Here is a 13,940-nt window from a genome sequence, read left to right on the forward strand (position 1 = left end):
ACTCCAAACGTATTGCGGTCAGTGCCAGCGGCGGAAAATCAACGAGGTGTTGACGCCACCAAAAGCGAAATTGTTGTTCATCACGAACTCGTGGTGCATCTGGCGGAATTCGCCGCGCAGGTAATCGAGCTTGCCGCAGTGCGGATCGACCTCGTCGAGGTTGAGCGTGTGCACGTACTTGTCGCGGTTGAGCATTTCGATGCTGAACCACGACTCCAGCGCCCCGCAGGCCCCCAGCGTGTGGCCGAGGAAACTTTTCTGCGAGCTGATCGGCATGCGTTCGCCGAACAAACTGCTGGTGGCTATTGTTTCGGCAATGTCGCCCTGTTCTGTAGCCGTGCCGTGACCATTTACATAACCGATGGCGTCCGGTGTCAGCCCGGCGTCTTCCAGCGCCAGCTCCATGGCGCGGCGCATGGTCACTTGCTCGGGGCGGGTGGTGTGCTGGCCGTCGGCGTTGCTGCCGAAACCGACGATCTCGGCGTGGATGTGCGCACCGCGTGCGAGGGCGTGTTCCAGCTCCTCGAGTACCAGCATGCCGCCGCCTTCACCGATCACCAGACCGTCGCGGCCCTTGTCATACGGGCGCGGACTGGTCTGCGGTGCATCGTTTTTCAGGCTGGTGGCGTAGAGCGCATCGAAGACCATCGCTTCGGTCGGGCAAAGTTCTTCGGCACCGCCGGCAAGCATCAGCGGCAAACGGCCAAACTTGATCGCCTCGTAGGCATAACCGATGCCCTGGCTACCGCTGGTGCAGGCGCTGGACGTCGGGATCAAGCGCCCGGTGAGGCCGAAGAAGATGCTGATATTCGCGGCGGTGGTGTGCGGCATCATCCGCACGTAGGAGTTGGCATTGAGGCCTTCGGCGACCGAGTTGAGCAGCATGTTGCCGAACGCTTTGATCTCGTCGGTGCTGCCGGTCGACGAGCCGCAAGCGACGCCCATCCGGCCGTCCTTGATCATCGCGTCGCCGAGCAAGCCAGCATCGGCCAAGGCTTTTTCCGCCGCGCCGACCGCCAGTCGCGAAACCCGGCCCATGCTGCGCAGCTGCTTGCGCGTCCAGTGCGCCGGCACGACGAAATCATCGATTGGCCCGGCCAGACGCGTGTTGAGTTCGCTGAAGCGATCCCACTCGTCCATCCGGCGAATGCCGCTGCGGTTGGCCGCGAAATTACCGGCGATGGTCTGCCAGTCGCTGCCCAGCGAAGTGATGCCGGCCATGCCGGTGACGACGACGCGCTTCATCAGCACAAGCCTCCGTTGACCGCCAAGACCTGGCGGGTGATGTACGAGGCTTCCGCCGACATCAGGAAATTCACCGCACTGGCCACCTCTTCAGGGGTGCCCATGCGTTGCGCGGGGATCATTTTCATCAGTTCTTCCAGCGGCACGTTTTCGTCGAGCATCGCCGTATCGATCAGGCCCGGCGCGACGCAGTTAACGGTGATTTTGCGCTTGCCCAGCTCAATCGCCAACGCCTTTGCTGCGCCGATCACGCCAGCCTTGGAAGCGCTGTAATTGACCTGGCCACGGTTGCCGATCAGCCCCGACACCGAGGTGATGCAGACAATGCGACCGGCGGCGCGGCGGCGGATCATCGGCATCATCACCGGGTGCAGAACGTTGTAGAAACCGTCGAGGTTGGTGCGCAATACCACGTCCCAATCGTCGTCGCTCAGCGCCGGAAACGCGCCGTCGCGGGTCAGGCCGGCATTCAGCACCACGCCGTAATAGGCACCGTGGGTTTCGACGTCGGCTTCGAGAATGGCTTTGCAGGTTTCGCGGTCGGCGACGTCGAATTGCAGGATGCGCGCGGTGCGCCCCAGCGCTTCGATTTCAGCCTGAACGCCTTGCGCCTCGGTCACGCCGCTGCGGCAATGCAAGACGATGTCGTGCCCGGCCTGCGCGAGGCGCAAGGCGATGGCGCGGCCGATGCCACGGCTGGAGCCGGTGACCAGTACGAATTCAGTCATCGTTCGACTCCTTTGTCTGTTGCAGATATTGAGTGGCTTCGGGCGGGCGGAACACGTTGAGCCGGGCGCTGGCATGAATGCCGTCGCCGTGGATATGGCATTCGAAGACGCCCATACCGTTGTCATCTTCCAGCGAGCGCAGGCCATGAATGGTCAGCTCGGTACCGGCAGGGAACGCCTCGACATTGCACTCGAATTTGCGTGTGCCGAGCAGAAAACCCAGCTCCACCGGATTACCTTTTTGTCGCGCGTGGCAACCGGCAAACGCGGCGACGCTTTGCGCCATCAGTTCGACGCCGACCCACGCCGGCAGGCTGCCGTCGGGCAGGTTGAACAGGCCTTCGGACTTGACCGTGAGGCGGGTGTAAATCTGCTCATCGTCGAAGCGCTCGATGCTGTCGATCAGAATCATGTCGCCGGCATGGGGCAGCAGTTCGGCGAGCGGCCAGTCGGTCATGGGGCGTCTCCGAGAATCAGGCTGACGTTGTTGCCGCCGAAGGCAAACGAGTTGCTCATCAGGTAGCGGGGAGCAGTGGACGTCAGGCGTTCGCTGGCGGTCACCCACTTCAGCGCTGGCAGCGCGGGATCGGCCTGGCCGTCCCAGACGTGCGGCGGCAACGCGTGATCCGGGTTGTCGGCGCTCAGGCTCAGCCAGCAAAACGCCGCTTCCAGCGCACCGGCCGCGCCGAGGGTGTGGCCGGTCATCGGTTTGGTCGACGAACAGGCGACGCCTTCGGGAAAAAGCGTGGCGACGGCCAGACTTTCCATGGCGTCGTTGTGTTGGGTGGCGGTGCCGTGCAGGTTCAGATAGCTGATTTGCGAGGTTTGCAGATGCGCGCGGTTCAGGGCTTTGTGCATCGCTTGCAGGGCGCCGCGACCGCTCGGCTCCGGCGCGGAAATATGGTGCGCATCCGAGCTGGCGCCGGCGCCGAGCAGGGCAATGGTCGGGCCGTCGAGAGCTTGTTTGCTCATCACGAACAACACGGCTGCCTCGCCGATATTGATGCCGTTGCGGTTGGCCGAGAACGGATTGCAGCGTTCGTCCGACACCGCTTCCAGCGACGAAAAACCGTTGAGTGTCAGCTTGCACAAACTGTCGACGCCGCCGCACAACACCGCGTCGCACAAACCCAGATCGAGCAGGCGCTGGGCACTCATCAAGGCGCGAGCGCTGGAGGTGCAAGCGGTGGAGATCACGTAGGCCGGGCCGCTCAGTTGCAGCCAGTCGGCGAGGAAATTCGCTGGTGCGCCAAGTTCCTGCTGACGGTAATCGTATTCGGCCGGGAACTGCTGCTCGCGAATGTAGTGCGCCAGGCCACGGCTGGCCTCGTCGATGCCCGAGGTGCTGGTGCCGAGCACCACACCGATGCGGTCGCGGCCGTAAGTCTGGATCGCTTGATCGATGTCATCGCGAATCTGCAGTGTCGCTTCCAGCAACAACTGATTGTTGCGGCTGCTTTGATCGGCGAGTGCTGGCGGGATCGGCGCCAATTCACCGTGTACAGCGGCCACCGGCAATTCACGCTCCGCCACCCAGCCGGATTCGCGGCGCATACCCGAGCAGTCGCCGGCGAACAGGTTGCGCGCGACTTCGGCCTTGTCGCGGCCCAGCGCGCAAATCACGCCGAGGGCATTCAGGTAAGCGGTCATGGCGTCGAGTCACCGAGCGGAGAAACGCGATAGTGCGGGCCTTGGGGCAGGTTCAATTCGAAGCTCAACGGTTGTGAATAACGGATGTCCCAGCGCGCTGGCAGGGATCGTTGCCCGGTCTGCTGTTGGGCAGAGGGGTAATTGCGCAGCAGCTCGGCGGACGGGGTCAGGGCGAACAATAGCGCGGCGAACAGCTCGCGGGCCTCCGGGTTCGGCGGCAGCAGACCATCGGCCTGCCAGCGACCGTCGATCAATTGCTGGCGCGCCTGAGGAATACCCAGCGGATCCATCATCGACCAACGAATACCCGGGCCTTCGCGCTGGATCACCAGCAGCCAGTCCTGGCGTTGCCCGGCTTGCTGACGTTCGATGTGCAGTTGCAACGGCAGCGGCAACGTCGGGTTGCCCGCCGGCAGCGGCGCATGGCTGGCGCAACCGCTCAACAGAAATATTGCGCCGACCATCACCATCCGCATCACTGCGATCACTGTGGGAGCGAGCCTGCTCGCGAAAGCGGTCATACATTCAAAATAAAGGTTAGCTGACCCACCGCTATCGCGAGCAGGCTCACTCCTACAGGTAATGGGGTACATCAGGAAGCCTCTGGCAATGGCTTACGCGCGACACAGTTCACCAGCGTTTCCTCTCGCTGCCCGAACGGTTTCGGTTTGAGCACCCCAAACCGCTCCAGCAAGCCAAAATCTTTCGACCGGCTCCACCACAAATACGGGTACGACACATTGCGCTCGGCAAACTCAAACCCTTGCCCGCGAATCATCTCTAAATACTGCGCTGCACTCTTCTGCACGTGCATCGGATGGCGGAACAACCAGCGAATCACCCAGGTATCAATGTAAGCCTCGGTGGATTCGGCAAACAGCAGATAACCGCCCGGTTTCAGCACCCGGTAAAACTCCGCCAGCGCTTTTTCCTGTTCAACCAGATGATGAAAGGTCTGATGACAGAACAGCAGATCAACACTCGCGTCCGGCACATTCAGCGTCGCGCAATCGCTGCCGATCAGCTCAACATCGAGGCCCAGACGCGCCGCCTCTTCGCCGCTCAACTCCAGGCTGTGCGGATCGGCGTCAACACCGATCAAACGCTGCGGGGCGAAGGTCTGGCGCAGGTGGCCGAACGACTTGCCCTGACCGCAACCGGCGTCGAGCAGCACCGGATGCTCCGGCAGCGCTTCGCTGAACAGTCCGCGCAAATCATTGATCGCCACGCGCAACACATGGTGCTGCCAGGTGTGGCTGCGCAGGAACCAGAAACCGAAGCGGGTTTCCTCGACGTAGCTGTCGCTCAAGTAATTCATGTGGCGTCCTTTGCACAGAGTTCGGAAATCATCTTCAAGCGGCGGCGGGCTTCGCTGACGAACGGGTTGCGTTCGTCCCAGGCGTAACCGGCGAGGATCGAGCTGATCATGCGGCGGATGTCGGCCTGGCTGTCTTCATAAAAAATCACGTCCTGAAAGGTGCCGGCGTACCAGCCCTCGACGTAGCAGCGGAACGTGTCGACGCCGCGTTTCAGCGGTTCGGCGAACTCGCGTTGCCAGTCGACCGCCTCGCCTTGCAACTGACGGTGCAGCACGGCGGCGGCCATGCTCGCCGAACGCATGGCGATGGTCACGCCGGATGAGAACACCGGGTCGAGAAATTCGGCGGCGTTGCCGAGCAAGGAAAAACCCGGCCCGTGCAGGGTTTTCACGTTCGCCGCGTAGCCGCCGAGGGTGCGCGCCGGGGTGTCCCACACCGCGTTGTTCAGCACGCCGGCAAGGCTCGGGGTTTCAGCGATGAAGCTGCGCAGGCAGGCGTCGAGATCGCTGTCACGGCCCTTGAAGTGTTCTTCGGCCGCGACCACGCCCACCGAGCAGCGGCCGTTGCTGAACGGGATCGTCCAGAACCAGACATCGCGATGTTCGGGATGGGTGGTGACGAGGATTTTTTCGCGGTCGAAGGCCGGGTTGTCGATGTGATCTTCAACGTGGGTGAACACCGCTTGGCGCACCGGAAAATTCGACGGTGCTTCCAGATCCAGCAGTCGCGATAGCACACGGCCATAGCCGCTGGCATCTAGGACGAAATCCGCTTCGACGCGGTATTCACTGCCGTCCTCGCGACGCACGTCGAGCTGCGGTTTCGTCCGGTCGAAATCGACACTGACGATGGCATCGCCGTAACGGATTTCCACACCTTGCAGCGCGGCTTGGTCGGCCAGCAACTTGTCGAAGTCGGCGCGCTGCACCTGGAACGTGGTGGGCTTGCCGTCGGTAAAGGTGTCGCCGAAATCGAAGGCACTGTAGCGCTCGCCCCAGGCGAAAGCAGCACCGTTTTTGCGCTGGAATCCGGCGGCATTCACCGCGTCGAGCATGCCCGCTTCTTCGACAAAATCGAGGCAGTGGCACAGCAGGCTTTCGCCGATGGAGAAGCGCGGAAAGTGCTGGCGTTCGATCACCAGCACATCGTGGCCCTGGCGTTTGAGCAGGGCAGCAGCGATGGCGCCGGACGGGCCGGCGCCGATGATCACGACCTGACGGGATTCCATTTCAACGATTGGCACGTGAACTCCGGGGCAGGTGGTTTTTGATGTCCAGCGGTGCACGGTGCAGGCCGATCAGCGCCGGCAGCAGCGTCGCCATCAGCCCCATCAGCATCAGCGCGAAGTACAACGCCGGAGTGATGAGCTGTTGTTGCAGGAGCAAGTTGAGAAAAACGATTTCGCTCAGGCCACGAATGTTCAGCAGTACGCTTTCACGCCAGCGGCTGGCGCCTTCAAACGAGGCGCCTGCCCAGCCGAGGCCGAGCCAGTTGCCGAGCAGTTTACTGGCAATCGGCAACAGCAACAGCGCCGCCCATTGCAGCGGGCCGAGGCTGGCGAGGGCGCTGTGCACGTCGATCTGCACAATGCCAAAGGTGAGGATCAGCGGGATCGCGATCCACGTCTGCAAACGGTTCATCCAGCGCGCCGGCAACGGCAGCACCAACGGGATCTTCAGCGCGGCCATGCACAGCAAATAACCGATGCCGAAAATCAGCGCGTTGAGCTTGTAATGCTCGGCCATCACCAGCAGGGCGAAGAAACCGAGGCTGTAGGTCAACGGACGACGCACACCGAACAGGCGCAGCATCAACGGCACACAAGCAAGCCCCAGCGGCAGCAACAGGCTGCTCAAGTGCAGGCTGCCTTGAGCGAGGCCGAACAGCGTCCAGCAAGTCAGATCGATGAGGATCGCGGTTTGCACCAGACGCCGGGTGGCGGCGGGCGGGTAATCGATATGGCGCAAGTACAGGTACAGCACCGGAATCGCAGTAATTGCGAACACCAGGCCGATCACCAGCGAGTTGAGCCACGGTTGCGCCGGCAACAACCAATAAGCCGCCGCCAGTCCGCAGACGAATGGCACGAGAAAACTCGGCAGGGCGATTTTCACGCTCTGCCGATCCAGTTTCAGATCGATCACATCACTGAGGATGTGCCCGAGCAGCAAGGCAAAACTCAGGCTGTAGAGGTTTTTCAGCCACTCCGGCGCGATCAGTTCCGCACCGCTCAATTGCCAGCCCGGTTCGATCCAGAAGTACATCAGCAGCGGCAGGCCGAAGCTCGCCAGCAGCAACTGGCTGACAATCGGGATCAGGCCGAAATATCGACCGACACGGGTGGCCGCGGCGAACAGCGCCAAGGCCAGCAGCCAAAAGCCGGCGACCATCACGCTGCCGACTCCGCGACCGTTGCCGTGTGGGCGTGACGCCCGGCCCACGGTGCAAGCATGAAACTGAAGGCCAGCCCAAGGCTTACCGACAAACCGAAATTGCTCACCGCCGGTGTGCTGGAAACCGCGAGCAAACCGAACGACAGCCACGTCGTCAGCGCTGCCAGCAAGGTGCCGAGCAGGCTCACTGCGGCGCCGCCAACCTGTTCACGCATAAGGATCGCGTAGTCGACGCTGATCGCCGTCACCAGCAGCAGGCCGAACAGGCTGAACAGGGTCAGCGGCTGACCGAGCCAGCCAAGACTGGCCAGACTGCACAGCGCCGCGAGCAAGGGCAGGGCGACGATGCGCAGCGCACCGCCGAGGCCGAACGGCAGCATCAGCACCAGCACGATCAATGCGCAGGAGGCGAGTTTCAGCTCCGCAGCGCTGATCTGCGTGGCGGCGAAAACGTCGTTTAATTCACCGAGGCGATCGACCAGTTGCACCCCCGGCAGATCCAGCGCCTGCACGCGCAACAGTGCCGGATTGTTCAGGCCTTGCAGGCTGGTCATCGCCGCCACGCCGTCTTCGGTCGGGCCGAGCCAGAGCGTGCGATAAGGTTCGCCGAGCGGGCCGGCGAGGGCGGTGTCGATATCTTCCGCTGGCACGGTTTGCAGCTGTTGCAGCTCGCTTTGCAGTGCGGCGAGCGGCACGCCGAGTTCGAGCAGCGGCTGCCAGTATTGCGGCAGTTGGTTCAGCGCCTGGCGGACTTTTTCTTGCTCGCTCGGCGGGCTGACCAGTTGATCGAGGGCCAGATAGCCTTGCAGCTTGTCGAGGTTGACCAGTTGCTCGAGACGCTCGCTCAACGCTGCCTGACGCTCGAGCAATTGCTGCTGATCGGCGGCGCGTACGAGGAAAAACTGGCTGGTCGGCTGATAACCGGTGATGCGCGCGATGGTCTGCGCCTCATCGGTCAGACGCTGCGGCGCGCCGACCCATTGGCGAATGTCGTTCTTGCTTTGCAGCTGCACCAGACCGCCAACACAGAAGGCGATCAACAGCGCCAACAGCACTGGCGTGCGCACGCGTTCGAGGAGTTTTTCCCGCAGCGTGATCAAGCGCTCGGCAAGCGTCAGCGGCCATTGCGCCGGACGCAATTCGAGGTTGTTGAGCAGCGCCGGCAGCAGGCACACCGCTGACAGATAAGCGCCGAGCAACCCGGCGGCAGAGAACACGGCGATTTGCGTCAGCGCCGGGAACGGTGTCCACGCCAGCGCCAGATAACCGATGGCACTGGTGATCAGGCTCAAGGTCAGCCCGGACAGGGTCAGGCGCAAGGCCGGCCAACTGCGCCACGGCTTCAGGCTCCAGCTCTTCGACAGGTAGTGCAGCGGATAATCCACCGCCACGCCGATCAGACTGGAGCCGAGCACCAGCGTCATCACGTGCATATGGCCGAACAGTGCCACGCACGCGACAGCCCCGAAAAGCATGCCGACCAACACTGGCACAAATGCCAGCAGCACACGCCAGCGCCGAAACGCCAGCAGCAGCAATAGCAGAATGCCGACCGTTGCCCCGCCGCCAACCCAAGTCATTTCGCGCGTCGCTTGTTGCTGACCGTTGGCCGCGTAAAGCAGACCGCTGGCCGCCAGCAATTGCACGTCATTTGTCGCCGCTTGTTCACGGCTGTGCTGCAGCAGATCCGCGACTTTCAGCGGCAGGTTCATGTCGAAAGCGTCGCCAGTGGTGCGCGCGCGCAGCAGCACCCAGCTCTTGCCGTCGGCATCGGCAATCAACGCGCCGCTGCCGATGTCGAGTTGCACCGAACCGTGTTGCGGCTGGCTGTTCTGGATACGCCCGGTCAGGCCCAGCCAATCGTCCGGACTCGGCACCAGGCTGAAACCGCTGAACGGATCGAACAGCGCCTGCACTCGCTGATGAATAAACACATCGGGATGTTCGGTGAGCAGTTGCTGATCGTCCGCCGAGAGCATCGCCAGGCGTCCTTGCAACAACTGCGTGCGCAGCGCCGGCAGATCCGCTTGCAGGTTCCACTGCACTTTCTCGAACAGACCGCTGGCCTGCCATTGCTCGCCGAGCCTCTGCGCCATGTTGACCGCTTGCTGGCGATCGGCGTGGCCGACCAGCACCAGCATTTCGCGATTCAACGGCTCCTGCATACGCTGTTCGGCGCGCAGTTCGAGGGCGTCCGGGTTAGTGCCGGGCACCAGTTCCATCAGGTTCGCCGACAGCGGCGCACCGTCGCGCCACTGCCAACCGGCCAGCGCAACGACTGCCAGCAGCAGTAACAGAAACAGCCAGGGCAGCCTGCGTTCACTCGGCAAAGTCATGTTGCTCCGTGTCGCTCAGCGGTTGGGCGGCGCTGCTGTCCTGCATGCGCAGCACGGTGCTGTCGCCCTGGGTTTCCAGCAGTTCGATGGTTTGCACCAAGGCGCCACCGTCGATGTTGATCTGTTTGAACACTTGCTTGAGCAGCAGCGAACGCGGGGTCAGCGACAGTTTCCACTGTTGCGCATCGCCGCTCAGGGCCAGTTCGAAATCCCGTTGCAGGCCGCTGCTGTCACCTTGCAGCACCGCGAGAAACAGCCGGTTCTGATCGGCCCCGGCGCTCTTGTTTGGCAGCATTTGCCAGCCATTGTCGTCGCGGCGGGCGATGCCGTTGGCGGTGATGCGGTAGTCCTGCTGCAGCGGGGTTTTTAGTAGCCAGAGCAGGCCGTGATTTTTCGCCAGCACAAAACTGCCCTTGCTGATCAGCGGTTGCGGCAGGGCGCGCAGGTGTTTTTCCTGAATGAACTGGCCATGGATCACGTCCGGTTTCGCCAGTTGTTCGCTGAGTTGTTGCAGGTCGAAGGCGTTGGCCAGCGCTGACATGGTCAGCAGCGCCACTACGCTCAGGCTTTTCACAAAAACATTCATCGCAGCATCCTTTCCACGGCGTCGGTGAAGACTCTCGGTGAAGCCAGCTGCATTTCGCGGCTGCTGACTTCGACGGCGACCTGCACCGAGCTGGCGCGAGTCAGGCGTTCGCCGCTGTGCAGGTCGGTGATCAGGTAATTGATCTTCAGACGGTTTTCCCATTCGACCAGACTGGCGCGCACATTCAGGCGCTGCCCAAACACCGCGCCACGCACGTAGCGCAGTTGCAGGTCGATGATCGGCCAGGCGAAACCGGACTCGACCATGTGCGTGTAGTTGTGGCCGATTTTGTCCAGTAGCGCGCAGCGCGCCACTTCCAGATACTTGACGTAATGGCCGTGCCAAACCACGTGCATGGTGTCGACGTCAAAAAACGGCACAAGGATTTCGGTGTCCGCGTGAAGCACTCCGGCGCTACGCATGCAGCCTCCAGTGTTGTGCGGCGATGCGTTGCAGGCACAGGCGCAGTTCGCCTTCCAGCGCACGATCCTCAATGACCGGCGGGAAGTCTTTGGCCAACTCTTCGTGCATTGCCGCCAGCGACGGTGGCAGCGGTCGTGCGTCTTCGGCCTGAGCGCGCAACCACACGCCTTGATTGGCGGCGAGCAGAGTGGCGGCGGCGACTTGTTCGGTCAGCTCCAGCACGCGAATCGCATCGCGGGCGGCGATGGTGCCCATGCTCACTTTGTCTTGGTTGTGGCACTCGGTGGAGCGCGAGAACACGCTGGCCGGCATGGTGTTTTTCAGCGCTTCGGCGGTCCAGGCGCTGGTGCCGATCTGCACAGCCTTGAAGCCATGGTTGAGCATCGCGCGATCCGCCGGCGCGCCGGACAGGTTGCTCGGCAAACCATGGTTGTAGCGTTCGTCGACCAGCAGCGCGAGTTGCCGGTCGAGCAGGTCGGCGACGTTGGCCACGAGGTTTTTCAGGCTGTCCATTGCGAACGCAATGTGACCGCCGTAGAAGTGCCCGCCGTGCAAAACGCGCTCGGCTTCGGCGTCGATGATCGGGTTGTCGTTAGCGCTGTTCAGTTCGATTTCAATGAACGATCGCAACCAGTTCAGGCTGTCGGCCAACACGCCGAGCACGTGCGGGGCGCAGCGCAGCGAGTAGCGATCCTGCAAGCGATGCAGTGGCGCCGTCGGTGCGTCGATCGCCAGATCCTTGCGCAGCCACGCGGCAACCTGCATTTGTCCCGGATGCGGTTTGGCGGCGAACAGACGTTCGTCGAAATGCTCCGGATTGCCTTGCAGCGCGACGACGTTGAGCGCGGTGATCCGTGTGGCCAGTTGCAGCAGATAATCGGCGCGGGCGAAGGCGAGGCAGGCGAGGCCGGTCATCACGGCGGTGCCGTTCATCAGCGCCAAGGCTTCTTTCGGGCGCAGCACCAAAGGTGTCCAGCCGAGTTCGCGATGCACATCGGCAGCCTGACGGCGTTCGCCACGGAACATCACTTCACGCTCGCCGGAAAGTGTCGCGGCAACGTAGGACAGAGGGGTCAGATCGCCGCTGGCGCCGACCGAACCTTCTTCAGGAATCAGCGGCAGGATGTCGTATTCGAGGAACGCGTGCAGACGCTCGAGCAGTTCCACGCGCACCCCGGAAACGCCGTGGCACAACGACTGCAAACGCGCCGCCAACACCGCGCGGGTTGCTTGCGCGTCGAGCAGTTTGCCGAGGCCGCAACCGTGGAACGTGTAGAGATGACGCGGCAACGCTTCTACGTGATGCAGCGGCACCGCGACCACGCAGGAATCACCGTAGCCGGTGGTCACGCCGTAAATCACTCCTTCCTTGTCCAGCAGCGAATCGAGGAACCGCGCGCCTTTGGCGATGCGCTCGCGATACTCAGGGTCGCTCTGCAACTGCACGGGCGCCTGACGATTGGCCAGGGCCAGCACGTCTTCGATGCGCAAAGGGCGTTCGCCGAAGGTTACCGGCTCATGGGTTGGCGTCGTCATCGGTCTTCCAGAAAGGGTAAAAGTTGAACCATTGGCGCGGTGCTTCGAGGCAATAGTGACTCAGGCGCTGGGCATAGCGGGTGGCCCACTGATGAATGACCTGCTCGCGCTCGCTGCGCTTCCACGTTACCGCGTCGGCGAACGGTTCGAGGGTCAGGCGATAGTGACCGTCCGCTTGTTTCAGGCACATCAGCAGATTGACCGGGCATTTCAGCAGGCCGGCCAGCAGCCACGGACCTTGCGGAAACGGCGCCGGGTGACCGAGAAAATCGACGGTCACACTGCGTCCGCCGTGCAGCGGCACGCGGTCGCCGGCAATCGCCAGCCACTCGCCGCGCTCAAGACGTTCGTGCAGTTGCAGCATGATCACCGGGTCGAGTTCGCTGACCTGAATCAGGCGCAGATTGGTCGCTCCAGCCTCGCCCAGCAAACGGTTGAATTGCTCGGCGTGCTTGGTGTGCACCAGCACGTTCATGGTGACTTTTTCGCCGATCTCCGCCAGTGCGCGGCAGACTTCGAGATTGCCCAGATGCGCGCCGACCAGCAGTTGCCCGCGTGTGCCGCGCAACTGATTACGCAGCAGCGCCGGGTCGATGATTTCGATCTGTTCAATGCTGAGCTTGCCGTTCCACACGTCGAGTTTGTCGAGCATGGAGTCGGCGAACGCCATGAACTGACTGAACACGCGCCAGTGGCTTGGGCGCAAGTCATCGCGCTGGCTCCACTCGGCCAGACGTTGCTGGAATTGCCAGGCACTGCGCCGCGCGGTGCGACCGAACAGGAAAAAGTACAAAACGATGCCGTAGAGCAACGGGCTGAGCAGGCGTCGACCGAGGACTTTGGCGGCGAACGCGGTGAATTTCATCAGCAGGAAGCTGCCGCGTTCTTCGCGGTCGGCCCAGTGCTTCTTGTCGGTTTCGCCGGTCATGCGCGCCACCGTCGCCAGAGGATCACCGGGAAACGCAGCAACATGCCGAAGAACAGCCGTGTGTGCATGCTCGAAATCAGCGCGTTGTCGTGGAGCAGGCGGAAGTGCGACACGCCGTCGAGCGGGTAATGCACGCTGGTTTGCAGCCAGCGCATCGGCTGATTACGCCACGCCAGGCGGACGAGAATATCCGAGTCGAAATCCATGCGTTTGCCGACTTTTCTTGAGTCGATCACCGCCAGCGTCGGGGTCAGCGGATAGACGCGAAAGCCGCACATCGAGTCGCGGATTTGCAGCGACAGCGTATTGATCCACACCATGACGTGGGTCAGGTAGCGCGCGTACAACCGGCCCTTGGGCACGCTTTCGTCGAACAGCGGATAGCCGCAGATCATGGCGTTGGGATGTGCGCGGGATTCTTCAACGAAGCGGGCGACGTCGTGCAAGTCGTGCTGGCCATCGGCGTCGACCTGCAAGGCATGGGTGAAACCCAGCAGCGCGGCTTCACGCAGACCGGTCATCACCGCACCGCCCTTGCCTTGGTTGGCGGTCAGGCGCACCAGATGCACGTTGTCGCGTTCGGCCAGAGCATCGAGGACTTTTGCGCAGGAGGGCTTGCTGGCGTCGTCGACCAGAATGCATGGTAGATCTTGCGCGAGCAGAGCATCGACCACGGTGCCTATCGCAGATTCGTGGTTATAAACCGGGATCACGGCGCAAGGGTTATGCATAACAGTTCTCCATTGGAAAACCGCGATCCCTGTAGGAGCGAGCCTGCTCGCGATTGAGTGCGCAG

At 62.4% G+C, this 13,940-nt stretch carries 14 protein-coding genes; all 14 read right to left on the bottom strand.

The genetic code is table 11. The features are described from left to right. Positions 1-18 precede the first annotated feature (18 nt). From KFS80_RS11315 to KFS80_RS11380, 14 genes are read right to left on the bottom strand one after another with little or no spacing between them, the layout of a single operon-like run. Positions 19-1,245: a beta-ketoacyl-ACP synthase gene (locus KFS80_RS11315; RefSeq protein ID WP_212544842.1), complete on the bottom strand. Its 1,227-nt coding sequence runs from the start codon at positions 1,243-1,245 to the stop codon at positions 19-21. Then, the gene (locus KFS80_RS11320; protein ID WP_212544843.1) at positions 1,245-1,973 is read right to left on the bottom strand and encodes a 3-ketoacyl-ACP reductase FabG2; all 729 of its coding nucleotides are present in this window, start codon (positions 1,971-1,973) and stop codon (positions 1,245-1,247) included. Before KFS80_RS11320 ends, KFS80_RS11315 begins: the two co-directional genes overlap by 1 nt. Next, complete coding sequence (locus KFS80_RS11325; RefSeq protein WP_212544844.1) at positions 1,966-2,430, bottom strand: hotdog family protein; 465 nt, start codon at positions 2,428-2,430, stop codon at positions 1,966-1,968. Before KFS80_RS11325 ends, KFS80_RS11320 begins: the two co-directional genes overlap by 8 nt. After that, positions 2,427-3,623, bottom strand: a complete 1,197-nt coding sequence (locus KFS80_RS11330; RefSeq protein ID WP_212544845.1) for a beta-ketoacyl-[acyl-carrier-protein] synthase family protein — start codon at positions 3,621-3,623, stop codon at positions 2,427-2,429. The genes KFS80_RS11325 and KFS80_RS11330 overlap by 4 nt, the downstream gene beginning before the upstream one ends. Next, positions 3,620-4,216: a hypothetical protein gene (locus tag KFS80_RS11335; RefSeq protein WP_218959260.1), complete on the bottom strand. Its 597-nt coding sequence runs from the start codon at positions 4,214-4,216 to the stop codon at positions 3,620-3,622. Before KFS80_RS11335 ends, KFS80_RS11330 begins: the two co-directional genes overlap by 4 nt. Further along, positions 4,216-4,941 carry a class I SAM-dependent methyltransferase gene (locus KFS80_RS11340; RefSeq protein ID WP_212544846.1) on the bottom strand — a complete coding sequence of 242 codons (726 nt, stop codon included), beginning with the start codon at positions 4,939-4,941 and terminating at the stop codon, positions 4,216-4,218. Before KFS80_RS11340 ends, KFS80_RS11335 begins: the two co-directional genes overlap by 1 nt. Further along, positions 4,938-6,185 (bottom strand): NAD(P)/FAD-dependent oxidoreductase, encoded by a 1,248-nt coding sequence (locus tag KFS80_RS11345; protein WP_212544847.1) that lies wholly within the window; start codon positions 6,183-6,185, stop codon positions 4,938-4,940. Before KFS80_RS11345 ends, KFS80_RS11340 begins: the two co-directional genes overlap by 4 nt. Beyond that, on the bottom strand, positions 6,172-7,335 hold the full coding sequence (locus KFS80_RS11350) for a cation:proton antiporter (protein WP_212544848.1): 1,164 nt from the start codon (positions 7,333-7,335) through the stop codon (positions 6,172-6,174). The genes KFS80_RS11345 and KFS80_RS11350 overlap by 14 nt, the downstream gene beginning before the upstream one ends. Further along, positions 7,332-9,671 (bottom strand): MMPL family transporter, encoded by a 2,340-nt coding sequence (locus tag KFS80_RS11355; protein ID WP_212544849.1) that lies wholly within the window; start codon positions 9,669-9,671, stop codon positions 7,332-7,334. Before KFS80_RS11355 ends, KFS80_RS11350 begins: the two co-directional genes overlap by 4 nt. Next, positions 9,655-10,257, bottom strand: coding sequence for an outer membrane lipoprotein carrier protein LolA (locus KFS80_RS11360; protein WP_212544850.1), 603 nt, complete (start codon positions 10,255-10,257; stop codon positions 9,655-9,657). Before KFS80_RS11360 ends, KFS80_RS11355 begins: the two co-directional genes overlap by 17 nt. Next, positions 10,254-10,679: an acyl-CoA thioesterase gene (locus KFS80_RS11365; protein WP_212544851.1), complete on the bottom strand. Its 426-nt coding sequence runs from the start codon at positions 10,677-10,679 to the stop codon at positions 10,254-10,256. The genes KFS80_RS11360 and KFS80_RS11365 overlap by 4 nt, the downstream gene beginning before the upstream one ends. Then, on the bottom strand, positions 10,672-12,216 hold the full coding sequence (locus tag KFS80_RS11370; protein WP_212544852.1) for an HAL/PAL/TAL family ammonia-lyase: 1,545 nt from the start codon (positions 12,214-12,216) through the stop codon (positions 10,672-10,674). The genes KFS80_RS11365 and KFS80_RS11370 overlap by 8 nt, the downstream gene beginning before the upstream one ends. Further along, complete coding sequence (locus KFS80_RS11375; protein ID WP_053116682.1) at positions 12,197-13,144, bottom strand: LpxL/LpxP family acyltransferase; 948 nt, start codon at positions 13,142-13,144, stop codon at positions 12,197-12,199. Before KFS80_RS11375 ends, KFS80_RS11370 begins: the two co-directional genes overlap by 20 nt. Beyond that, positions 13,141-13,875, bottom strand: coding sequence for a glycosyltransferase family 2 protein (locus KFS80_RS11380; RefSeq protein WP_212544853.1), 735 nt, complete (start codon positions 13,873-13,875; stop codon positions 13,141-13,143). Before KFS80_RS11380 ends, KFS80_RS11375 begins: the two co-directional genes overlap by 4 nt. Between the last annotated feature and the right edge of the window lie 65 nt (positions 13,876-13,940).

It is taken from the genome of Pseudomonas rustica, assembly GCF_018336155.1.
GTDB lineage: Bacteria > Pseudomonadota > Gammaproteobacteria > Pseudomonadales > Pseudomonadaceae > Aquipseudomonas > Aquipseudomonas rustica.